The 21,253-nt window shown below is 69.8% G+C and carries 20 protein-coding genes; 6 read left to right on the top strand and 14 right to left on the bottom strand.

Going from position 1 to position 21,253, the window contains the following annotated elements; all coding sequences use genetic code 11:
- The first annotated feature begins 130 nt into the window (after positions 1-130).
- Together AC07O4_RS11335 and AC07O4_RS11330 are read left to right on the top strand one after the other, a co-directional pair.
- The gene (locus tag AC07O4_RS11335; protein ID WP_495304565.1) at positions 131-1,351 is read left to right on the top strand and encodes a M20 aminoacylase family protein; all 1,221 of its coding nucleotides are present in this window, start codon (positions 131-133) and stop codon (positions 1,349-1,351) included.
- A 41-nt stretch (positions 1,352-1,392) separates the two neighbouring features.
- Entirely contained in the window at positions 1,393-2,388 is a 996-nt protein-coding gene (locus AC07O4_RS11330) for a Bug family tripartite tricarboxylate transporter substrate binding protein (RefSeq protein WP_495304564.1), read from the top strand.
- 16 nt (positions 2,389-2,404) lie between these two features.
- Here AC07O4_RS11330 and AC07O4_RS11325 read toward each other — a convergent pair whose 3' ends face one another.
- The gene (locus AC07O4_RS11325; protein ID WP_062474379.1) at positions 2,405-2,605 is read right to left on the bottom strand and encodes a hypothetical protein; all 201 of its coding nucleotides are present in this window, start codon (positions 2,603-2,605) and stop codon (positions 2,405-2,407) included.
- A 157-nt stretch (positions 2,606-2,762) separates the two neighbouring features.
- On the opposite strand from AC07O4_RS11325, the gene AC07O4_RS11320 reads away from it, so the two are divergent.
- Together AC07O4_RS11320 and AC07O4_RS11315 are read left to right on the top strand one after the other, a co-directional pair.
- Entirely contained in the window at positions 2,763-3,053 is a 291-nt protein-coding gene (locus AC07O4_RS11320) for a hypothetical protein (protein ID WP_062474377.1), read from the top strand.
- Between the two features lie 114 nt (positions 3,054-3,167).
- On the top strand, positions 3,168-4,055 hold the full coding sequence (locus AC07O4_RS11315; RefSeq protein ID WP_495304563.1) for an amidohydrolase family protein: 888 nt from the start codon (positions 3,168-3,170) through the stop codon (positions 4,053-4,055).
- Positions 4,056-4,076: 21 nt separating this feature from the next.
- On the opposite strand, the gene AC07O4_RS11310 is transcribed toward AC07O4_RS11315, so the two are convergent.
- From AC07O4_RS11310 to AC07O4_RS11250, 13 genes are all read right to left on the bottom strand, one after another.
- Complete coding sequence (locus AC07O4_RS11310; protein ID WP_495304562.1) at positions 4,077-4,835, bottom strand: tRNA-uridine aminocarboxypropyltransferase; 759 nt, start codon at positions 4,833-4,835, stop codon at positions 4,077-4,079.
- A gap of 73 nt (positions 4,836-4,908) precedes the next feature.
- Positions 4,909-6,270 (bottom strand): NHL repeat-containing protein, encoded by a 1,362-nt coding sequence (locus AC07O4_RS11305; protein ID WP_495304561.1) that lies wholly within the window; start codon positions 6,268-6,270, stop codon positions 4,909-4,911.
- 249 nt (positions 6,271-6,519) lie between these two features.
- Complete coding sequence (locus AC07O4_RS11300; protein ID WP_495304560.1) at positions 6,520-7,743, bottom strand: DUF1501 domain-containing protein; 1,224 nt, start codon at positions 7,741-7,743, stop codon at positions 6,520-6,522.
- Between the two features lie 14 nt (positions 7,744-7,757).
- Positions 7,758-9,353, bottom strand: coding sequence for a DUF1800 domain-containing protein (locus AC07O4_RS11295; protein ID WP_495304559.1), 1,596 nt, complete (start codon positions 9,351-9,353; stop codon positions 7,758-7,760).
- A 115-nt stretch (positions 9,354-9,468) separates the two neighbouring features.
- Positions 9,469-10,143 (bottom strand): DsbA family oxidoreductase, encoded by a 675-nt coding sequence (locus tag AC07O4_RS11290; protein ID WP_495304558.1) that lies wholly within the window; start codon positions 10,141-10,143, stop codon positions 9,469-9,471.
- 47 nt (positions 10,144-10,190) lie between these two features.
- On the bottom strand, positions 10,191-11,612 hold the full coding sequence (locus AC07O4_RS11285; RefSeq protein ID WP_095744853.1) for an MFS transporter: 1,422 nt from the start codon (positions 11,610-11,612) through the stop codon (positions 10,191-10,193).
- A gap of 61 nt (positions 11,613-11,673) precedes the next feature.
- Positions 11,674-13,572 carry a bifunctional sugar phosphate isomerase/epimerase/4-hydroxyphenylpyruvate dioxygenase family protein gene (locus AC07O4_RS11280; RefSeq protein ID WP_495304557.1) on the bottom strand — a complete coding sequence of 633 codons (1,899 nt, stop codon included), beginning with the start codon at positions 13,570-13,572 and terminating at the stop codon, positions 11,674-11,676.
- Positions 13,573-13,714: 142 nt separating this feature from the next.
- On the bottom strand, positions 13,715-14,491 hold the full coding sequence (locus AC07O4_RS11275; protein WP_495304556.1) for an alpha/beta fold hydrolase: 777 nt from the start codon (positions 14,489-14,491) through the stop codon (positions 13,715-13,717).
- The gene (locus AC07O4_RS11270; RefSeq protein ID WP_495304555.1) at positions 14,488-15,732 is read right to left on the bottom strand and encodes an MFS transporter; all 1,245 of its coding nucleotides are present in this window, start codon (positions 15,730-15,732) and stop codon (positions 14,488-14,490) included. Before AC07O4_RS11270 ends, AC07O4_RS11275 begins: the two co-directional genes overlap by 4 nt.
- Entirely contained in the window at positions 15,729-16,154 is a 426-nt protein-coding gene (locus AC07O4_RS11265) for a carboxymuconolactone decarboxylase family protein (RefSeq protein WP_487847292.1), read from the bottom strand. Before AC07O4_RS11265 ends, AC07O4_RS11270 begins: the two co-directional genes overlap by 4 nt.
- A complete protein-coding gene (pcaB, locus tag AC07O4_RS11260) occupies positions 16,151-17,365 on the bottom strand; it encodes a 3-carboxy-cis,cis-muconate cycloisomerase (protein WP_495304554.1) in 1,215 nt (404 codons plus the stop codon). Before pcaB ends, AC07O4_RS11265 begins: the two co-directional genes overlap by 4 nt.
- A 14-nt stretch (positions 17,366-17,379) precedes the next feature.
- Positions 17,380-18,213, bottom strand: a complete 834-nt coding sequence (locus tag AC07O4_RS11255) for a shikimate dehydrogenase family protein (RefSeq protein WP_495304553.1) — start codon at positions 18,211-18,213, stop codon at positions 17,380-17,382.
- A 31-nt stretch (positions 18,214-18,244) separates the two neighbouring features.
- A complete protein-coding gene (locus tag AC07O4_RS11250; protein ID WP_062481276.1) occupies positions 18,245-19,168 on the bottom strand; it encodes a shikimate dehydrogenase family protein in 924 nt (307 codons plus the stop codon).
- A gap of 199 nt (positions 19,169-19,367) precedes the next feature.
- On the opposite strand from AC07O4_RS11250, the gene AC07O4_RS11245 reads away from it, so the two are divergent.
- Together AC07O4_RS11245 and AC07O4_RS11240 are read left to right on the top strand one after the other, a co-directional pair.
- Positions 19,368-20,162 carry an IclR family transcriptional regulator domain-containing protein gene (locus AC07O4_RS11245; protein WP_056573982.1) on the top strand — a complete coding sequence of 265 codons (795 nt, stop codon included), beginning with the start codon at positions 19,368-19,370 and terminating at the stop codon, positions 20,160-20,162.
- Positions 20,163-20,236: 74 nt separating this feature from the next.
- Positions 20,237-21,244 carry a Bug family tripartite tricarboxylate transporter substrate binding protein gene (locus AC07O4_RS11240; RefSeq protein WP_495304552.1) on the top strand — a complete coding sequence of 336 codons (1,008 nt, stop codon included), beginning with the start codon at positions 20,237-20,239 and terminating at the stop codon, positions 21,242-21,244.
- The last annotated feature ends 9 nt before the right edge of the window (positions 21,245-21,253 follow it).

Below are 21,253 nucleotides of genomic sequence, written 5' to 3'. Positions count from 1 at the left end.
ATTATCCGCAGCCGTCCGCAGCCGTCCGCAGCGACAGGCGCCGCCCGCCCCCGCATGGCGGCGCCTGTCTGCCCCGGCGGGCAGCGAATTCCTAGACTCGCCGCAAGACAGCAAGGAGACAGATTCCCCCATGACGACCTACACCGTCGACAACGCCGCCGCCCTCGAGAGCGTGCTGCCCGCCGTGCGCGAGGTCGCGCCCGAGATGGTCGGCCTGCGCCACCAGATTCACGCCCACCCCGAGCTGGCCTACGAAGAGCACGTCACCAGCGAGCTGGTGGCCACGCGCCTGGCCGACTGGGGCTACGAGGTGCACCGCGGCCTGGCCGGCACCGGCGTGGTCGCCACGCTGCAATGCGGCACGGGGACGCGGCGCCTGGGCCTGCGCGCCGACATGGACGCGCTGCCGATCCAGGAAACGACCGGCCTGCCCTACGCCAGCCAGGTGCCCGGCAAGATGCACGCCTGCGGCCACGACGGCCACACCAGCATCCTGCTGGCCGCCGCGCGCGTCATCGCGCAGGAGCGCGGCTTCGACGGCACGCTGCACCTGATCTTCCAGCCGGCCGAGGAAGGCCTGGGCGGCGGGCGCCGCATGGTGGAAGAAGGCCTGTTCGATCGCTTTCCCTGCGACGCCATCTTCGCGCTGCACAACATGCCCGGCTTTCCGGCGGGCAAGTTCGGCTTCAAGGAAGGCTCGTTCATGGCCTCGTCCGACTCGGTCACGATCACCGTGACGGGGCGCGGCGGACACGGCTCGGCGCCGCACCTGTCGGCCGACCCGGTGGTGGCGGCGGCGCACATCGTCGTGGCGCTGCAGACCATCGTGTCGCGCAACGTCGACCCGCGCGAGATGGCGGTGGTGTCGGTGGGCGCGATCCACGGCGGCGACGCGCCCAACGTGATTGCCGACAGCGTGCAGATGCGCCTCACGGTGCGCGCCTACCGCCCCGAGATCCGCGCCATGCTGCGCGAGCGCATCACCGAACTGGCGCAGGCGCAGGCCGCCACGCTCGGCGTGAAGGCCGAGGTGGACTACCACTGGCGCTACCCCGCGCTGGTGAACGACGAGGAATCCACGCGCTTCGCACGGCAGGTCGCGCGCGACTGGCTGGGCGACGACGGCCTGCTGCCGCCGCTGGCGCCGCTCACGGGCAGCGAAGACTTCTCCTTCATGCTGGAGCGCTGCCCCGGCAGCTACCTGATCGTGGGCAACGGCGAAGGCGAGCACCACCGCACCGGCGGCTGCATGGTCCACAACCCCGGCTACGACTTCAACGACGCGATCCTGCCGATCGCGGCCAGCTACTGGGTGCAGCTGGTGCGGCGCTTCCTGGGCGCGCAGGCCTGAGCGGGCCTTCTCCTTTCCCACTCTTTCGTACTGGAACCGCGATGACCCGTCTTGCTTCCTCTTCCGTTTCGCGCCGCGTGGCACTGAGCGCGCTTGGCGCCGCCGCCTTCTGTGCCGCCGCCCCCGCGTTCGCGCAGGGTACCTACCCCGCCAAACCCATCAAGCTGCTGGTCGGCTACGCGCCGGGCGGCTCGGTCGACATGGCCGCGCGCGTGGCGGCGGACATCCTGTCGGCCAAGCTCGGTGCGACGGTGGTGGTCGAGAACGTGACCGGCGCCGCGGGCGTGGTCGCGGCGCAGCGCGCGGTGAGCAGCCCGGCCGACGGCTACACGCTGCTAGCCGGCTCCAGCAACGAAATGGCGGCCACGGTGCTCGTGAACCCGGCGCAGCGCTACGACCCGGTGAAAGACCTGACCCCGGTCAGCCTGCTCGCCTTCGCGCCCGTGCTGCTGGTGGCGAGTCCGAAGGTGGGCGTGAAGAACCTCGACGAGTTCATCGCCCTGGCCAAGCGCAACCCCGGCAAGTACAGCTACGGCAGCTCGGGCGTGGGCTCGACGCTGCACTTCGTGGGCGAGCAGATCAAGCAGCGCGCGGGCCTGTTCCTCACACACATTCCCTACCGCGGCACCGCGCCGCTCACGAGCGACCTGGTCGGCGGCACGCTGGACTTCGCGATCGTGTCGCCCACCGCCGCGGCGCCCTTCCTGCAGGGCGGGCGGATCGTGCCGCTGGGTGTCTCGTCGGCCAAGCGCTTTCCCGGCTTGCCGCAGGTGCCGGCGCTCGGCGAGCATCCGCAGTTGAAGGGCTATGAGCTGAGCGGCTGGTTCGCGCTCGCGGGCCCGAAGGACCTGCCCGCGCCCATCGTGCAGAGCCTGCGCGCGGCGCTGCAGGCCGGCCTGGCCGACCCGGCGATCCGCCGGCGGCTGGAAGAAGGCGGCTCCATTCCCGCCACGGGCAAGGAAGACCTCGGCCAGATCATGCGCGAGGACACGGCGAAGTACGCAACGCTGGTGAAGTTCGCGAACATGCGCGACTGAGGCCCGCCGGCCCGTTTCAGCGCGGGGCGTCGCCGCCCTGGCGCTCCTCCACCCACCACTTCGCCTGCGCGGCATTCATCGCGCGCGCGTTGACAATCATTTCCTCGATCTGCGCACGCGTGGCCGGTGAATCGACCATCCACGCGGTCTGCACGGCATGCGCGGGCCCGCCTTCGGCAAGCCGGTATTCCAGACAAAAACGAACCTCATTGCTCATCGGTGATCGAACCCTCTCTCTTCGCCACCGATTCTGTCTGACTCAAGTGAAACAGAACGCTTCTTCGATGCGTCGCAGCCACAGGAATCGATGGCGTTTTGAGGCCATTCGTTCACAATGATTGCACCGTTGTTGCAGCGGAAAGGAGTGTGAAACCATGTTCGACTTCTTGTTTCGGCCCACCCACACGGCCTATTTGAAACGTGCCTCGGCACTGCTCGAAGAGGCGCAGATGGCACGCATCGAACACCAGGCTGCCGCAGAGCATCACAGCGCCCTCGCCCGCATGTACGCGGAACGTGCCCGGCGGCTCGAGAACGAGCTGTACCGGCAACCTCGCGCCGCGGAGCACGGCACCGAGGCAGTGGCGGTCGCGGTGGAAGACCGCCCGCAGCTGTACTCGCTGGATGGCAGCCGCAAGGCGACGACGCACCCGGCCGGCAGCTGACGCCGGCCCGCGCGATCGCCTCGAGGTCGCGCCCGGCGACAAGGGCGCGGCTGTGCCGATGCGGTGATCCGGGGTGATGTAATCCGGCTCCCCGGCCCTCACCGCGAGAACCCCATGCGCTTCATTGCCTGCATCGCCGCCTGCGCGGCCCTGGTCCTGTCCCCAGCCCATGGGCAAACCGCCGCGCCGTACGACGGCCCGCTGTTCGACACCCACCTGCACTACAACCAGGAAGCCTGGGACGGCACCGCCGGCCCCTTCCCGCCCACCGAGGCGCTCGCGCGCATGCAGCGCAACCAGGTGAAGGCCATCATCGCGAACTCGCGGCCCAACGCCGGCACGCAGACCTTGGCCGCCGCACGCGAGACCCGCGCCGCCGGCGTCACCGTGGTGCCCTTCGTGCGCCTGTACCGCAACCGCGACGACTACAACAACTGGTTCCGCGACGAAAGCATCCACGAGATGGTGCTGGCAGAGCTGGCACGCGGCACCGCCAGCGGCCCCTATCGCGGGCTCGGCGAATTCCACCTGTACGAGAGCGCCAACGCCAACGGCCCCGTGGCGAAGAAGCTGATCGCACTGGCCGAAGAGAAAAAGCTCGCCGTGCTCGCGCACGTGGACGACGTGGCCGTCGACCTGCTGATGGCGAACGCGCCGTCGAAGGGCCGTGCGCTGCGCCTCATCTGGGCCCACACCGGCATCGGCGGCACGCCGGTCGAACGCGTGCAGGCGATGCTGGAGCGCTACCCACTGCTGATGGGCGAACTCTCGTACCGCCCGGGCCTGACCTGCGAGGACGGGCGCCTGTGCCCCGAGTGGCGCGCGCTGATCCTCAAGCACCCCGACCGCTTCATGGTCGGCTCCGACACCTGGGTCAACCAGCGCTGGAGCGCCTACGACGAGATCATGCGCGGCTACCGCACCTGGCTGGGCGACCTGCCGCCCGCCGTGGCGCAGCGCATCGCCTGGGGCAACGCGGCGGCGCTGTTCGATCTGCGCTGAGGCCGGCCCGCGCAGGAGGTCTCAGGCGACCTGATCGCGCCGCGCGGCCACCTCGCGCAGCCGCTGGTGCGCGACGCCGTCCCACGCCACCGGCTGCTGGTTCTTCGCGCACAGGTAGTGGTGCGTGAACACGCCCAGGTAGGCGTCCAGCGTCTGCTGCGCGGCCTGCTCGCCGGCCAGGTCCATGCACATCGCGGCCACCTCGCTGGTGCAGAAGTGGTCGCCGCGGCCGGAGTTGCGCAGTTTGTATTGCGTGATCTGCTCGGGCTGCAGGCTCAGCACCGGCAGCCGGTCGAGGTAGGGGCTGCGGCGAAACATCTTGCGCGCCTCGCCCCAGGTGGCGTCGAACAGGATGAAGAGCGGACGTTTCGCGGTGCCTGCATCGGCCGGGTCAGCCGACGAAGGAACGACGCTCAGCACCACGCGCTCGGGCGCCGCGTACTGCCCCGGGAACACCACATACGGCTGCCATTGCGGGTCGTTCAACAGCGCCAGCAGCGCGGGATCGGTCTCGGTGCGGGCCCAGCCGAAGGCGAAGGTGTCGGCCACCACATCGGCCACCAGCCACCCGGTGTTGGTGGGCTTGAGCGGCTCGATGTCGGCCATGAGCAGGCACACCCCCGCGCGCGTGGCCACCGGAGGGCGCACGGCGCACATGCAATGGCTGGGCACCAGGCGGCAACCCGCACAGCGCTCGCGCTTGAAACCGCCACGGGCAAGAAAAGGCTTGGCGCTGCGCGCCAGGCGCGCGGCGCGAAGGAGGGAGACGGCGTGAGGCATGCGCCGATTCTCGGTGGCGTGGCCGTCGCATGGCGGCCCCTGCCCTCACCGAGGCTGACGCGATGCCTCGGTATCAGGGCGTGCGAACCGGCGTGACCTTGCGGATCAGGTTGTTGAAGGTGTCGGCCACGTACAGATTGCCAGCGGCATCGACCGTCACCCCATAAGGCTGCTTGAACGTGGCTGCCGTGCCGATGCCGTTCTGCGCGCCCAGCACACCAGGCTGGCCGGCGATCGTGGAGACCACGCCCGCCGGCGTGATCTTGCGCAACAGGCTGTTGCCCGTGTCGGCCACGTAGATGATGCCGTCGCTGTCCACCGTCAGGCCGCTCGGCTGGTGGAAAGATGCCGAGTTGCCGGCCCCGTCGGCCGCCCCGGCCTGGCCCGAACCCGCCAGCGTCGTGACCACGCCACCGGGCGTGATCTTGCGGATGCGGTTGTTGCCGCCATCGGCAACGTAGACGGTCCCGCCCGCGTCGACCGCGATGCCATAGGCCATATTGAAAGACGCCGCGCTCCCGGTGCCGTCGGCGAAACCCAGCGCACCCGAACCGGCCAGCGTGGTGACGTCGCCAGCAGGCGTGATTTTGCGAATGACGGCGCCGAAGAGTTCGGTCACGTAGAGGTTGCCGGCGGCATCTGTAGCGACCGACGCAGGTGCATTGAACGTGGCGGAAGTGCCATGACCATCGAGCGAACTGCTGTTGCCGTTCCCGGCGAACGTGGTCACGTCAGCTGCCGGCGTGATCTTGCGGATGCGGTTGCCGTTGAATTCCGTTGCGTAGGCATTGCCCGCAGCATCCAGCACAAGACCGGCCAGCCCCGCGAACGATGCGGCCGTGCCGTTGCCATCCCCCGAGCCACCGCCGGCACCGCCGCCCGCAAAGATCGAGACATCGCCGGCAGGCGAGATCTTTCGCACGAGATTGGTTCCTACGTCGGACACGAGCAGGCCGCCGCTCTTGCCGACGACCACGCTGTACGGGAGGTAGAACGATGCGGCGGTCCCGTTGCCATCGACCGAGCCGGTGGTACCCGATCCGGCGAACGTGGACACTTGCGCCTGCACCGCCGAGCACGCGACCGCCACGTCGCCGACGTCGGCCGCCGCCTTGCCGCTGCCCTTGCTGACGGTGCAGAACTGCCACAGCGGCTGGGTGCGTACGCTGACCTCGTAGGCCGCACCTTCGACGAGCGCGGTGGTAAAGGTGAACTTGCCATCGGCCGTGAGCTTCAGGTCGTCGCCCGCATTGTTCTGGAGCACCAGGCTGCCGGTGAGGCCAGTGACGGTGCCGCCGACCGTGTGGGTCACGACCACGGGAGGCGCCGGCTCGGGCTGCGGCTGTGCCGGCGCGACGATCGGCAGGAAACCCGCGCCACCGCCGCTTCCCCCACCACCGCCGCAGGCCGCCAGCAGGACAATCACACCGGCCATGGCGCTGCAGCGCCCGTAAGAACTCACTCGCTTGGAAAGCATCCGACGCCTTTTTGGAGAAACCCGCTCTCCGGCTGGAGCGCCCAATTGTTTCTGAATGTCTATTTTTGTAATTAACCTGCGCCAAAGCCATCCCCGAAATTGGGTAAACGCAGCGGCGCATGCCTGTGCGGCCTCAGGCGAAGGGGCGGACACAAGGTCCAAAAGGAGATCGTGAAAGAGACGGTGCGGCCCGCCCCCGTGGGGCCATCAGACCAGCCGCAGGTCCCTCACCGCCGCACCGCCGAACACCCGCGCCACCTGCGCCGTCGACAGCCCGTACATCCGCTGGAACAACCCGCCCAGCACCGCCCGGTACTCGTTGAGCACCGCGTGGTCGCGGTTCTGGAACAGCGTGGCCTGCGTCAGCGGCTGCTGCTCGCCCACGACGCGCCCGCCCGCCTGCGCGGCCAGGCCGCCGCCGAGCACCCAGTACACGGTGCCGTGCCCGTGATCGGTGCCGCGGTTGCCGTTCTCGCGGAAGGTGCGGCCGAACTCGCTGACGACGACCACCACGGTCTGGCGCCAGGCGGGCTCGCCCATCTCCTGCGCGAAGCCGGCCACGCCGCGGCCCAGTTCTTCGAAACGGTTGGCCAGGTAGCCCTTGGCCGCGCCCTGCCCCACGTGGGTGTCCCAGCCGCCGACGTCGACAAAGCCGATGTCGTAGCGCTCGCGCATCAAGAGCGCCATGCGCCGCGCGACCTGCTCGAAGCCCTTGGGGCTCATGGCGTTGCGGCTGGCGGCGTCCATCTCGGCCTGCATGGCGCGCACCACCTCGTCGCGCACCTGGAAGCCCTCGGCCACGGGCTGCGCGAGCGCGGTGTTGCGGTACATCGACGCAATGATCTGGCTCTGCCGCGCATCGAGGGCCTGCCGCGCCACGCCCGCGAGCGCCATGTTGGCAGCCTTGGCGTCGTCGCCGCGCAGCACGATGGGCAGCTGGTCGGTGAAGGCGATGGGCGACACGTCGGCCAGCGGCCCGGCGCCGAGCACGCCGGCCAGCCGGTTGAGAAAGCCCGAGCGGTAGTCGCGCCGCGCGTTGTCGGGCGCCACGCCGAGCTCGATGGCGTCCTGCGTCTCGAAGTGGCTGCGCGTGAGGTCATCGGTGCCGGCGAAGGCGATGAAGGCCGCCTGCTTGCGCTGGTACAGCGGCAGCACGCTCTGCGCGAGCGCGGGGTGCAGGCCCCAGTCGCCGCCATCGAGCGGCAACGCGCCGTCGGGCGTGCCGGGCCGGGGGATGGCGATGTTGGGCCGCGAGGCGTAATAGAAGTCGCTGTTCGCGGTGGGCAACAGCAGGCTGGTGCTGTCATAGGCGCCACGCAGGAACACGACGAGCAGCTTGGTGCCCTCGGCGGCGGGCGCGGCAACCACGCGTGCGGCGGCGCTGGCCAGCGGCGTGGCGGCGATGAGTTGCAGCAGGTGTCGACGTTGCATGACTGAGCCTCTTTTCAACGCCGCATCAGCTCGGGCGATGCGAGCAGGAAGGTGTTCCACTCCGGCGGGTTCTTCGCCTGCGCGAGCGCCTGCTGCGTGTCGGCGCTCAGGCCGGGCTGCAGCGCATGCACGGCGCGCGACTCGGCCAGCGGCGGAAACGGCGGTTTCTCGAGCGGCGCCTTGTCGTCGGTGCGGAACAGCACGGCGCCGCCCGTGCCGATGGCGCGCGCGATTTCGAAGCGGGTGTTCATCTGCCCCGCGCTGGCCCAGGCGGCCTCGTTGAGCGGGTAGCCGTCGGGCGTCTCGTGGGCGTACAGGGTCTCGCCCATGCGGTTGATCCAGCCGATCATCGGCGTGGTGTTGAGCACCACGCGCTCGTCGTAGGCCAGCCGCACGCCCGCCACCACGTAGTGCACGGGGTCGCGGAACTTGCGGCCCAGCGAGGCCGCGAACTCGCGCGATTCGAACAGCGTCTGCAGGGTGGCGGCGATGTCGCCGTCGCTGCGCGTGAAGGTGGCGGCCATGCGATCGACCAGCGCGGGCGGCGGCTCGTCGGCCACGAAGTACACGGCGAGCTTGCGCGAGATGAAGCGCGCGGTGGCCGGCGCGCGCGCCAGGCGGTCGAGCGCCTCGTCGGTCTCGGCCAGGCCGCGCGCCTGGATGGGCTGGCCCAGGAAGGTCTTCGGGCCGTAGTCGTGCCGGTTCGGGTGGAACTCGAACAGGCCCTGGCGCACGTAGTCGGCGCGCACGGCCGGGCGCACCGCGGGCGGCGCTGCGTCGGGCGGCTGCACGCCGACGCCCACGCCGGTCAGCACGCGCGCCAGCTCCTGCACGTCGGCCTGCGTGTAGCCGCCGCCCACGCCGAGCGTATGCAGCTCCATGAGCTCGCGCGCGTAGTTCTCGTTGATGCGGTTGGCGGCGTTCTGCGCGTTGTCGAGGTAGCGCAGCATGGCCGGGTGCCGCGCGGTCGCGCCCAGCAGGTCGCGGAACTTGCCGAGCGCGTGCGGGCGGATGGCGTTCTCTTCGTAGTCGCCGACCATCGCGCGCACCAGGTCCTTGCGGATGCTGACGCTGAAGTGGTTCATCCAGAACCAGGTCATCTGCTCCTGCAGCTGGTTAGGCGAATACAGCGCGCGCAGCAGGAAGCGCTGCTGCGCCTCGCGCGCGAGGGTGTTGAGTTCCTGCTGGTAGGCCGTGCGTGCGGCCTTCTTCGCTTCTTCGTCGGGCAAGGCGTCGGCGGCCTTGCGCCGGGCGTCGAGCGCGAAGACGAGCTGGTCGAGCGGCGTGCGCGAGATGGCCATGGCGTCGATCTGTGCCTGCGCCGCCGCGGGCAGCGGGCGTGGCGCGGGACGCAACTGCCGGCCCATCCAGCGCGGCAGGCCGTCGCGCGCCAGTTCGGCCTGGCTGCCGGCGTTGGCGCCCCAGCTCACACGATCGAGCCAGCGCAATTGCGCGGCGGGCGTGTCGGCGGCATGGCCCAGCGCCGTGAGCGGCGGGCCCTCGGGGCGCAGCAGGCCGGTGGAACAGGCGGTGAGCGCCAGCACGGCGGCCAGCGTCACGGCGATCGCGCGCGAACGGTGCAGCTTCGGAAACGGCATGCGGTCGATCATGCGCCCTTCAACCGCCTCGCGATGTAGGCGGTTGACCGACCTCGGCCCGCACTCAGGTAAAGCTGAAGGTCAGCTTCGTTTCAGGACGAAACGACAGGGCCGCAGCCCTGCGCCTTCAGGCCGTGGCGGTACGGCTGGGCTCCGCGCCCGCAATCTGCCGCAGCGCGCGCTCGAACACCTCGACCGGCTGGCCGCCGGAGATCAGGTGCTGGTCGTTGATGATGATCGCGGGCACCGAATGGATGCCGGCGTCGGTGTACAGGCGCTCGCGTTCGCGGGTCTCGGCCGCGAACTCGTCGCCGGCCAGGATCTCGCGGGCCCGCGCCGCGTCGAGCCCCGCTTCGGTCGCCGCGCGCACCAGCACCTCGATGTCCGAAGGGTTCTGGCTGTCGGTGAAGTAGGCCTTCAGCAGCAGCTTCTTGAGCGCCACCTGCTTGGCCGGGTCTTCCAGTTCGGCCCAGTGCAGCAGGCGGTGGGCGTTGAAGGTGTTGTACACGCGGGGCCGGCCCCCGGCGCTGAACTCGAAGCCGACGGCCGCGCCGCGCTGGCGGATCGCCTCGCGGGCCTGGGCCTGCTGCTCGCGCGAGGAGCCGTACTTCTGGTTCAGGTGTTCGAAGGTGTCCTGGCCTTCGGGCGGCATCTGCGGGTTCAGCTCGAAGGGCTGGAAATGCAGCTCGGCCGTGACCTCCGGCGCCACCCGTTTCAGGGCGGCCTCGAGCGAGCCGAGGCCCACGGCGCACCAGGGGCAGGACACATCGGAAACGAAATCGATCTTGAGATGGGCGGTCATGGCGCCATTCTTCATGGCGCCACAACCCCTTTGTGCGCGCGGGGTCTTCAGGCCATGGCCTTGCGGCGCTCGCGCTCCGTGCGGGCGCTGGCCAGCGTTTCTTCGCGCAGCCGGTCGTACTCGGCCTTGTCGACCGGCACCGCGTTCGGGTTGCCCAGGTCGTGCATGTGGACGCGGTAGGTCTCGCGGGCGCTCATGGCGGCCAGCGCGGCCAGCACGGTCACGGCGAAGGTGATGGCACCCACGGTGAACCAGATGTTGGTCGAGCCCGGAGGTGCCACGGCGGCGAACAGCGCGGGCAGCAGCGCGGTGAAGGTGGTACCGATGTTCTGCGAGATGGCCATGGCAGACACGCGGTTGCGGGTGCGGAACAGCTCCGGGTAGAAGCTCGGGAAGGTCGCGTTGTAGCCCTGGTACACGATGCCCCACATCAAGAGCGACATGCAGATGGCCAGCGGCACGTTCTTGATGCTGATGGCGTACAGGTACACGAACGACAGCAGGCCCGACGCCAGGGCGCCCACGATGATCGGCGGCTTGCGGCCGATGCGGTCCGACAGGTTGCCCACGAACGGGATCACCAGCACGGCCAGGATGTTGCCCAGCACGGGAATCCACAGGTACACGTCTTTCTGGAAGCCGATGCCGTAGGCGGCCTGCACCGCGTAGGCCGCGCCGAACACGGTGGCGACCACGGGAATCACGTTCATCAGCGCCATGCAGATCACGCGCAGCATGTCGCCCCAGCTGTCGGTCAGCGCCTGGACGATCGGCGCCTTGGCCACTTCGCCCTTCTGGTCGACTTCGGCGAAGGCCGGCGTCTCGTCGACCTCGCGGCGGATGATGTAGCCGGCCACGATCACGATGAAGCTCAGCAGGAACGGAATGCGCCAGCCCCACGAGTTGAAGGATTCTTCAGGCATGTAGTGCGCCAGCGGCAGGAACACGGCGGCCGCCAGGATCTGGCCGGCCTGCACGCCCTGCAAGGTGAAGCTCGCGAAGAAGCCGCGGCGCCCGAACGGCGCGTGCTCCAAAATCATCGAGCTCGCGCCCGAAATTTCGCCAGCCACCGCGAAGCCCTGCACCAGGCGCAGGAACACCAGCAGCGCCGGGGCCAGCAGGCCGACCTGGTCGTAGGTCGGCAGCAAGCCCACGGCCACGGTCGAGAAGCCCATCAGGAACATGCACAGCACCAGCACCTGCTTGCGCCCGTGCGTGTCGCCCCAGTGGCCGAGCACGAAGGCGCCGATGGGGCGCGCGACATAGCCCACGCCGTAGGTCGCGAGCGACGCGATGATGGCCGTGGTCGGGTCGCCCTTGGGAAAGAAGATCTGCGGAAAGATCAGCGCCGCGGCGGTGGCGTAGATGAAGAAGTCGTAGTACTCCAGCGCCGAGCCGATCCAGCCGCTGGCGGCGGCTTTCCTCGACTGGTGCTTGCCTTGCGGCTCTTTGGCGGATGGGTGGGCCATGGGTTGTCTCCAGTGGTGTGACGAAGGTGTCGGATGCGAGGGGGAAAATTGGTCTTGTGGATCAGTCTTGCTGGGGCTGCTGCGCCTGCGACGCCATGCGCGCGGGTGCGTTGAGCGCGCCGTAGGCGTCGTAGCCGCCCACGCGCTGTGCGACCTCGAAGAAGAGGCCGCCGTCGAAACTCTCGGTGTAGATGTGCAGGTAGTCGCCGGCCGCCGAGCGGTCGAACAGCACGCCGGCCGCGCGCATGCGCGCCAGCAGCTCGGGCGCCACGTCGATGCGCGTGGCCAGGTCGTCGTAGTAGTTGTCCGAGATCGGCACGAAGCGCGTGCCGTTGGCGCGCAGCCGGGCCACGGTGTCGAAGATGTCGTCGCAATCGAGCGCGATGTGGTGCACCGCGCCGCCGCCGGTCACGCTCAGCGTGCGCGCGGTGCGCGTGCGCTGGCTCAGCGACACGTTCAGCACGAGGCGCAGGCTGCGGTCGGCATTGGCCACGCCGCGGCTGCGGATCAGGCCGAAGGGGTCGGCCAGCTCCAGGCTCTCGCCGGGCTCCAGGCCGAGCACGGCGCGCGTGAACAGCACCCAGGTGTCGAGCTGGTCGAGCGCCAGGCCCAGCGCCACATGGTCGATGCGCGTGAGGCCGGCATCGTGCGCATCGGGCCCTGCGTCCTCGAGGATGAAGTCGGTCTCGTACAGCCCGTTGGCGCCCAGCGCCTCGGGCACGAAATGGATCAGGTTGCCGCCCGGCGCCACGATGGCCGGCACGCGCAGCTCGTTCGGCCCCACCGGGCTGTCGTGGCGCTGCGAGCGCATGGCGCTGGCGCGGCCCACGGCCGCGAGCGGGTCGGCGCAGCGCACGCCCAGCGCGCAGACCGAGGTGCCGTGCGCCTCGAAACGGCGGCGCGCGAACGAATCGGGCTGCGCGTTGACGATGAAGTGGATGCCGCCCTGGCGGTACAGCGTGACGGCCTTGGAGCGGTGGCGCCCGACGCGGCGAAAGCCCAGCTGCCCGAGCAGCGCGCCGAGCGTGACGGCCGAGGCCTCGTCGGCCGCGAACTCGATGAACGACAGCCCCGAGAGCGCCGGCGCCGGCGGCGGGTTGAACAGCTCCACGCGCTGCGGCTGCACGGGTGCATTCCCGTTGGCGAGCCGCTCGCGCGTTTCGCTTTCGAGGTACAGCAGCGAGCGCATCGCATCGACGGCGGTGCGGCGGTTCGGCGTCTCGCGGAAGATGTCGTTGAAGATCTCCAGCGACAGCGGCCCGGTGTAGCCCGCGCGCAGCACCTGTTCGAAGAAGCCGACCACGTCGAAATCGCCCTGCCCCGGGAACGAGCGGTGATGGCGCGCCCACTGCAGCACGTCCATCGACAACAGCGGCGCATCGGCCATCTGCACGAAGAAGATCTTCTCGCCCGGAATGGCGGCGATGCCCGCCGGATCGTCCTTCAGCGACAGCGTGTGGAAGCTGTCGAGGATCAGCCCGAGGTGCGGGTGGTCGGCGCGCTGCACGATGTCCCAGGCCTGGGCGTAGCGCGAGGTGTGGCGGCCCCAGGCCAGCGCCTCGAAGCCCACGCGCAGGTTGCGGCGCGCGGCGCGCTCGGCCAGCGCGTGCAACTGGGCGGCGGCGCGCGCCGGGTCGTTCACCGACAGCGGCGAGGTGTTGGAGCAGCACAGCACCAGCGGCGCGCCCATGGCTTCCATGAGGTCGAACTTGCGTTCGGCACGCTCCAGGCTGCGGTGGAACTGCGCCTCGGGCATGCCTTCGAAGTCGCGGAACGGCTGGTACAGGTCGATAGCCAGGCCCAGGTCGACCACGATGCGGCGCAGCTCGGCGGCGGTGCCGCGGAAGTTGACGAAATCGGCTTCGAACAGCTCGATGCCGTCGAAGCCCGCGGCCGCAATGGCTTCGAGCTTCTGGCGGAGGGTGCCGCTGAGCGAGACGGTGGCAATGGCGCGGTGCATGGGGATGGACTGTAGAAAGAGCCCGGGCGCGCCACAACGCAAATCAGCCCTTTCTGATCGATGATCGCACGCTATCGATCATCATTCGCACGAAATAGGGGTTACACCTAGCCCGCACGGGGGGTGCGGGCCGGGCATTTTTTCAGAGGCTGCGCCAGTAATCGATCAGCATCTGCGCGAACTCGACCGGGCGCTCCACCGCGCTCAGGTGCGCGGCGTCGATGGTCGCCAGCCGCGCACCCGGGATCTGCGCCACCATGGCCTCGGACATGGCAAGGGGCGTGGCCTCGTCCTGCAGCCCGCCGATCACCAGCGTGGGCGTGGCGACGCGGCGGTTGCTGTCGCGGAAGTCGATGGCGGCCACGGCGTTGCAGCTCTCGATGTAGCCCTGCGCGTCGGTGCGCACCAGCGTGTCGTGCAAGGTGCGCGCGGCCACCGCGCCCTCCGGCGTGGCGGCGTAGGCCGGCGTGAGCCAGCGCGCCACGGCGCCCGGGGCGATGGCGGCCACGCCCTTGGCGGCCACGGTTTCCGCGCGCAGGCGCCACGGGGCCTGGTCGGGGTAGTGCGCGGCCGAATTGGCGATCACCACGGTCTTGAGCTGCGCGGCGTGCCGCACCGCCAGCGCCTGCGCGGTCATGCCGCCCATCGACAGGCCCACGAAGTGCACGGGCTCGCCGCCCGTCTCGCGCGCAATCAGCTCGGACGCGTCCTGTGCCAGCGTTTCCACGCGCAGCACGCCGGGCACCACCTCGGAGCCGCCGTGGTTGCGGTGGTCGTAGCGGATCACCGTGTGGGCGCGCGCGAGCTGCGCGGCCACGCCGTCCCACATGTGCAGGTCGCAGCCGAGCGCATGGCTGAGCACGACGAAGGGGCCGTCGCCTTCGCGCACGACATTCAGGCGGGGGGAGGATGTGGTCATGGTGTGGAGTCCTTCTGGGAAGCGGATGACGAAGCAGGTTGCGCAAGGCGCGGCAGCCACAGGAACGCGATGGCCAGCAGCACGGTGCCGGCCATCAGCATCGGCACGACCATCGGCCAGGCGCCGTACGAAAAGCTCGTGTCGACGAACAGCGCGGCGACCTGCCCCACGCAGAACGCGACCATCATCATGCCGAAACCGGACCACGACACGGCCCGCCCCGCCAGGTGCGGCAGGTCGCCCACGGCGCCGGCCTGCCCGCAGGGCTGGTGGATGCCGTGGCCGAGGCAGTACACGGCATGGCCCGCCAGCAGCGGCACCGCGCTGTGCGGCATCAGCCAGCAGCCCAGCGCCTGGATGACGGCGCCGGTGATGCTCAGCACCGCGCCCAGGCGCACCGTGCGCATCGGCCCGAAGCGACGCAGCAGGCTGCGGCACATCGTGGTGCTGAAGATGTAGACCAGCGAGCCGCCGGCCGGAATCCAGCCGTACCACGCGGGCGACCAGCCGAGGTAGCCGATGTAGACCATCGGCGAGAGCAGCAGGAAGCAGAACAGCCCGCCGTAGGTGGCCGCCGCCACCGAGGCCCAGGCGCGGAAGGCGCGGCTCGCGAACACGGCGCGCGTGCTGCCGCGCGGCGCGGACGATTCGCCCTCGCCCCACGGCCGACGCGTTTCGCCGAACGAGCGCCAGCACAGCGCGAACAGCACCACGGCATAGAGCGCCATCGCCACCATCACCCAGCGCCAGCCCGCGCCCTGCACCAGCCAGGCGCCGAGCAACGGCGCCATGAGGCCGACCACGCCCAGCCCCGTGAGGCCGCGCGCCATCACGTGCGGGCCTTCGTGCGCCGGGTACAGGTCGCGCACCGCGGCACGCGCGCACACGAGGATCGCCGCCATCGAGAAACCCTGCAGCGTGCGCCAACCCGCGAGCACCGCCACGCTGCCCGCGAATGCGCCGCCGAAGGCCGCGATGGCGTAGCAGCCCAGGCCCGCGAGCAGCACCGGCCGGCGCCCGAAACGGTCGGCCAGCGGGCCGCACAGCAGCTGCGCAAAGCCGAAGGCCAGCACGAACAGCGTGAGGCTGGTGCTGGCCGAACCGAGTTCGCCGGCGATGGCGGGCAGCGCCGGCAGGTAGCTGTCGGTGGCGACCGGCTGCGCGGCCAGCAACAACGGCAACAGCAGCGTGAAGCCGACGTCGAAGCGGCCCTTGCCGCCCCGGCCTTCCGTCGCGCTCACTGCGCCGCCACTGGCGGCAGCAGGCCCTTCTCGCGCAGGATGTTCGTCGCGATGCCGAAGGCGTGGTTGGCCACCGGCACGCCGCAGTAGATCGCGGCCATCATGATCACTTCCTTGATCTCGTCGGGCGTGAGGCGCGACTCGGGCGGGCCGTCGAGCGCGGCGCGCACGTGCATGGCGAACTCTTCGTAGGCATGGATGCCCAGCATCATCGACAGCACCATGAAGCGGCGCGTCTTGTCGCCCAGCGCGGGGCGGCCCCAGATGTCGTTCCACGCATGGCGCGTGATGAGCTCCTGGAACTCGGCGTTGAAGCCGTTGCGGTTGGCGAGCGACTTGTCGACCCACGCGTCGCCGAGCACGCGGCGGCGGTTGACGAGCCCGTCTTCGTAGGGGTTGCTCGGGGTTTCGGGGGCGGTCATTGCGAGAGTTCCTTGTCGGATGAGAGTTGGGCTTGCAGGGCTTTCACCTGCGCCAGTGCGGTCTGGCCGGCGTTCACGGCCAGCGCAGGGTCGAACCATTCGTCGGCCGCGTCGCGCGGCAGCTCGGCGCGCAGCCGATCGATGTTGGCGCGCATGCGCGCGGCGTCGACCTGCAGGCCGGGCAAGGCGCCGGCCATGGCGCGCACGCTGCCGTGCGCCGACATCAACAGCTGCGGCCATTCGGCCAGCTCGGCCTGCCAGGCGCCGAGCGCGCGTTCGTGCTGCTGCGGCATGGCGCCGAGCAAGGCGGCCACGCGCTGCGGCGCGCGGTGCGCGGCGGCGATGGCGACCATCGAGGCCACGGGGTTGCGCTTGTGCGGCATCGCCGACGAGCCGCCGCGCCCGGGTTCGCTGGGCTCGGCGACCTCGGCCACTTCGTACTGGCCGAGCAGCGAGATGTCGACCGCGACCTTGCCCAGGCTGCCCGTGAGCAGGCCGAGTTCGCAGCCGAGCGCGACCCATTCGTCGCGCTGCGTGTGCCATGTCGCGCCAGGGTCGCCCAGGCCGAGTTCCTTGGCCATGCGCTGGCGCACCGCGGCGCCCTGCCCCTTCATCTGCGCCAGCGTGCCGACGGCGCCGCCGAGCTGCAGCTGCAGCGCGTGCTTCGCGGCGGCGCGCAGGCGGGTGCGGCTGCGCACCAGCGGCGCGGCCCAGCCGGCGCACTTGAAGCCGAAGCTGGTGACCGAGGCCGGCTGCATCAGCGTGCGCGCGAGCATCGGCGTGTCGGCGTGCTGCACCGCCAGGCGCAGCAGCGCGTCGGCGGCCTTGGCGAGGTCGGCCTCGACCAGCGCGACGGCTTCGCGCGTGACCAGCGCCATCGCGCTGTCGATCACGTCCTGGCTGGTGCTGCCGAAGTGCACGAAGGGCGCGGCCTCGGCATTGAACAGGCCCACGGCCTCGCGCAGCGCCTTCACCAGCGGGATGGCGACGCTGCCGGCGCGTCCGCTCTCGCGCACGATCTTGGCCACGTCGAACAGCTCGACCTTGCAGCTGCCGACGATCGAATGCGCGGCGCTCTCGGGGATCAGCCCCTCGGCCGCCTGCGCGCGCGCGAGCGCGGCCTCGAAGCGCAGCATGGCGTCGACGAAGGCGCGGTCGCTGAAGGCGCCCAGCGTTTCGGAGGTGGAAAGGAAGCCTTCAAAAATGCTCATGCGTATTCCGATGTCTAGTATTTCAATTGCGCGACGGCGCGCAGCTCTTCAGGCGAGGCGGTGCCGAAGCCGAAGAACTCGAGGTAGGCCGGGATCATCTCGAACAGCATGTCGGTGCCCACCTGCACCTGGCAGCCCTTGGCCCTGGCGGCCTGCAACAGCGGCGTGTATTCGGTCTTCATGACGACCTCGCCAACGAAGGTCTCGGGAGCGATGCGGTCCACGTCGAAGGGCAGCGGGTCGGTGTCCTTCATGCCCAGCGGCGTGGCGTTGACGACGATGTCGAAGCCCGCCGGGTCCTTCGAGCCGGTGGCGACCTTCATCTGCGGATAGTGCTCGCGCAGCCGCGCGGCCAGGGCCTGTGCAGAGGCATCGCTCATGTCGAACAGCATCAGCTCGGCCGCGCCGGCCGCCGCGATCGACGCCGCAATGGCCGACCCGACGCCGCCCGTGCCCGACACCAGCACGCGCGTGCCCTTGAACAGCCGCCCCTTGCGCTCCACGCCGCGCACGAAGCCCGCACCGTCGAACTGGTCACCCAGCAGGCTGCCGTCGGGCCGCTTGAGCACGGCGTTGCAGGCGCCCGCGACGCGCGCGGTGGGCGTGACTTCGTCGACCAGCGACATCGTCGTGACCTTGTGCGGCATCGTGACCAGCGCGCCGCGCAGGTTCGAGAACTTGAAGATCTGCGCGAGCGACACCGCGTAGTCCTCGGGCTTCACGCCCATCGGCACGACGACCGCGTCGATGTCCTGCTTGTCGAACCAGGGGTTGTAGATCATCGGCGCCTTGAAGGCTTCGGTGGGGTAGCCGATGTGGGCGATGAGCGTGGTCTTGCCGGAGATCATGGGAAGTCGTCTTGTTCAGGAAGGTACGGGATCAGGCCACGCTCGGGGATTGGTAGCGCAATGGCGTTGCGATCTCAGCGTGCATCGCCGGCGGATAGATGAGCTCGCGCAAAAAGTCGGCGTCGGCCTGCATCGCATCGGCCGCGTCGATGTGACCGAAGTAGCGGAAGTAGTGCGGCATCTGCTGCACCAGCATCTCGAAGCCGGCCTGCGCATTCAGCCCGCGCGCGCGGGCCGCGCGCACCAGCGGCGTGGGCTGGTTGCGCAGCAGGATGTCGAACAGCGCCGCGTGCGGTTCCATGCGCGCCACGTCCAGCGGCAGCGCGTCGTCCTCGGCCAGGCCCAGCGGCGTGGCGTTGATGACGAGGTCGTAGCCCTCGGGCGCGTTGCTGTCGACCGCCACCACGGTCGCGTCGAAGAAAGCGTCGAGCTTGGCGGCCACGCCCGCGGCCTTGCCGGAGGCGGTGTCGAAGAAAGCGATGTGCTCGGCGCCGTTCACCGTGCCGCCTTCGGCCAGCGCCACGCCGATGGCGGCGGCGCTCACGCCCGCGCCGAGGATCAGCACGCGCTTGCCGCGAAACGGCACGTTGCAGCGGTCGAGCGCGCCGATCAGGCCTTCGCCGTCGAACAGGTCGCCCTCGAGCTGGTCGCCCTCGGTGCGGCGCACCACGTTGACCGAGCCCGCCACGCGGCCGAACAGGCCGCAGCCGTCGAGCAGGTCGACCACGCGCGGCTTGTGCGGCGGCGCGATCACCATGCCGCGCACGTTGCGCGCCAGGAAGGCCGACTTCATGAACACCGCGAAATCGCGCACCGGCACCTGCATGGGCACCAGCACCGCGTCGATGCCGTAGCGCGCGAAGGCCGCGTTGAACATGCGCGGCAGCCGCACGTTGCGGACCGGGTCGCCGGGGATGAGGTAGGCCTGGGTGCTGCCGGTGATGAATGGGCTCATGGGCGTGCTTCCGTTCGTCAATCGCTCGTTTCGGTGCGGAACAGCGGGCTTTATAGTCCCTTCGCGCGCGGCCTGCTGGCGCACGAGCCACCAAACGTTCGATGATCGATCTTTCAAGTTCGTCAATCGATCAAATTGCGGGTTTTTACTTAGCCATTCGGACCCCGCCGCCGCGACGGACGCGGGCACACTTCCGCCCATGAACAGCACCAGCCCCGACGACTCGACGCCGCCCGCCGGCCTGGACAAGCGCGACTGGATCGCCGGGCTGGAGCGCGGCGTGAGCATCATCGAGGCCTTCGACGACGCCAACCCGCGCCTCACGGCCAGCCAGGCCGGCCAGCGCACGAACATGACGCGCACCGCCGCGCGGCGCTACCTGCTCACCCTGCAGCACATGGGCTACGTGGCCAGCGACGGCAAGCTCTTCTGGCTCACGCCGCGCGTGCTGCGCCTGGGGCAGTCGTACCTCGAATCGGCCCGGCTGCCGCGCGTGGTGCAGCCCTTCCTGCAACGCGTGGCGGCCGGCACCAACGAGATCGCGTACCTCAGCGTGATGGACGGCGACGAGGTGGTCTACATCGCGCGCAACGGCCCCAACCGCAGCATGAGCACCGGCTACGTGCTCGGTGCGCGCGTGCCGGCGCAGGTGACGGCCTCGGGCATGCTGATGCTGGCGCTGCGCAGCGACGCCGAGCTGAACGACTGGCTGGCCACGCGCCAGCTCACGGTGTTCACCTCGCACACCATCGCGAGCATGGAGCGCATGAAGCTGGAACTGGCGCGCATCCGCGCCCAGGGCTGGGCACTGTCGGAACAGCAGCTCGACCTGAACTCGCGCGGCATCGCCGTGCCGCTGCGCGACCGCCACGGCACGCTGGTGGGCGCACTCAACATCACGATGCCGATGGGGCACGAGAGTTCGGAAGACGCGGTGGCCCGCGTGCTGCCCGTGCTGCGCGAGACGGCGCAGGCAATGCGCAACCTGATCTGAGGCACTGACAGCATTCCGACAGCATCCGCCCGGCAGGATGCGGGCTTCCATCCAAAAAACACTGGAGACAAGCCATGTCCGACCGCTTCCCCACCGACGTTCCCCTGAGCCGCCGCCACTGGCTGCAAGCCGGCGGCGCCCTCACCCTCGGCGGCCTGCTGCCTTCGATGGCCTCGGCGCAAGACGCCTGGCCCAGCAAGTCGATCCGCTTCGTCGTGCCTTTCGCGCCGGGCGGCAGCTCGGAGATCGTGGCGCGCTCCACCGCCGCCGAGCTGTCGCGCACGCTGGGCCAGAGCGTGTTCGTGGACAACAAGCCCGGCGCGGCCGGCAACATCGCCATGAGCGAGGTGGCGCGCGCCACCGACCAGCACACGCTGATCCTCGGCCACATCGGCACGCTGGCCGTGAACCCCTACATCTTCGCCAAGCTGCCCTATGACGCGAACAAGGACTTCAAGCCCGTGAGCCTGCTGGCCAAGGTGCCCAGCCTGTACGTGGTGCACCCCGACGTGCCGGCGAAGAACCTCAAGGAATTCATCGCCTATGCCAAGAGCAAGCCCGGCAAGCTGAGCTACGGCTCGGCCGGCAACGGCAGCGCCGGCCACTTGGCCTTCGAGTACCTGAAGATGACGGCCGAGGTCTTCATGCTGCACGTGCCCTACCGCGGCACCGGCCCGATGGTGACCGACCTGCTCTCGGGCCGGCTCGATGCCTCGGCCATCGGCGCGGCGGCGATCATTCCGTTCATCAAGGCCGGCAAGGTGCGCTGCATCGCGACCGGCTCGGCCAAGCGCCTCGCCCAACTGCCCGACGTGCCGACCGTGGCCGAGCAAGGCTTCCCCGGCTTCGAGATGACGCAGTGGTACGGCATGCTCGCGCCGGCCAGCATCACGCCCGCGCAGATGGCCAAGCTGTCGGCCGAGACCATGAAGGCCCTGAAGTCGCCCGACTCGATGCAGCGCCTCACGGCCGATGCGGCCGAGGCCGTGGGCGGCACGCCGGAGCAGTTCGCGCAGTTCATCACCGCAGAACAGAACCGCTGGCAAAAGGTCATCGCCCGGGCAAACATCAAGCCTGATTGAGGCACGCAG

The organism is Variovorax sp. GW821-FHT09D04 (assembly GCF_059416405.1).
This window is presented reverse-complemented; position numbering and strand designations above follow the sequence as displayed.

Coding starts and splice junctions, on each gene's coding strand:
- AC07O4_RS11335 (WP_495304565.1), top strand. CDS start 131: ATGACGACCTACACCGTCGACAACGCCGCCGCCCTCGAGAGCGTGCTG.
- AC07O4_RS11330 (WP_495304564.1), top strand. CDS start 1,393: ATGACCCGTCTTGCTTCCTCTTCCGTTTCGCGCCGCGTGGCACTGAGC.
- AC07O4_RS11325 (WP_062474379.1), bottom strand. CDS start 2,605: ATGAGCAATGAGGTTCGTTTTTGTCTGGAATACCGGCTTGCCGAAGGC.
- AC07O4_RS11320 (WP_062474377.1), top strand. CDS start 2,763: ATGTTCGACTTCTTGTTTCGGCCCACCCACACGGCCTATTTGAAACGT.
- AC07O4_RS11315 (WP_495304563.1), top strand. CDS start 3,168: ATGCGCTTCATTGCCTGCATCGCCGCCTGCGCGGCCCTGGTCCTGTCC.
- AC07O4_RS11310 (WP_495304562.1), bottom strand. CDS start 4,835: ATGCCTCACGCCGTCTCCCTCCTTCGCGCCGCGCGCCTGGCGCGCAGC.
- AC07O4_RS11305 (WP_495304561.1), bottom strand. CDS start 6,270: ATGGCCGGTGTGATTGTCCTGCTGGCGGCCTGCGGCGGTGGTGGGGGA.
- AC07O4_RS11300 (WP_495304560.1), bottom strand. CDS start 7,743: ATGCAACGTCGACACCTGCTGCAACTCATCGCCGCCACGCCGCTGGCC.
- AC07O4_RS11295 (WP_495304559.1), bottom strand. CDS start 9,353: ATGATCGACCGCATGCCGTTTCCGAAGCTGCACCGTTCGCGCGCGATC.
- AC07O4_RS11290 (WP_495304558.1), bottom strand. CDS start 10,143: ATGACCGCCCATCTCAAGATCGATTTCGTTTCCGATGTGTCCTGCCCC.
- AC07O4_RS11285 (WP_095744853.1), bottom strand. CDS start 11,612: ATGGCCCACCCATCCGCCAAAGAGCCGCAAGGCAAGCACCAGTCGAGG.
- AC07O4_RS11280 (WP_495304557.1), bottom strand. CDS start 13,572: ATGCACCGCGCCATTGCCACCGTCTCGCTCAGCGGCACCCTCCGCCAG.
- AC07O4_RS11275 (WP_495304556.1), bottom strand. CDS start 14,491: ATGACCACATCCTCCCCCCGCCTGAATGTCGTGCGCGAAGGCGACGGC.
- AC07O4_RS11265 (WP_487847292.1), bottom strand. CDS start 16,154: ATGACCGCCCCCGAAACCCCGAGCAACCCCTACGAAGACGGGCTCGTC.
- pcaB (WP_495304554.1), bottom strand. CDS start 17,365: ATGAGCATTTTTGAAGGCTTCCTTTCCACCTCCGAAACGCTGGGCGCC.
- AC07O4_RS11255 (WP_495304553.1), bottom strand. CDS start 18,213: ATGATCTCCGGCAAGACCACGCTCATCGCCCACATCGGCTACCCCACC.
- AC07O4_RS11250 (WP_062481276.1), bottom strand. CDS start 19,168: ATGAGCCCATTCATCACCGGCAGCACCCAGGCCTACCTCATCCCCGGC.
- AC07O4_RS11245 (WP_056573982.1), top strand. CDS start 19,368: ATGAACAGCACCAGCCCCGACGACTCGACGCCGCCCGCCGGCCTGGAC.
- AC07O4_RS11240 (WP_495304552.1), top strand. CDS start 20,237: ATGTCCGACCGCTTCCCCACCGACGTTCCCCTGAGCCGCCGCCACTGG.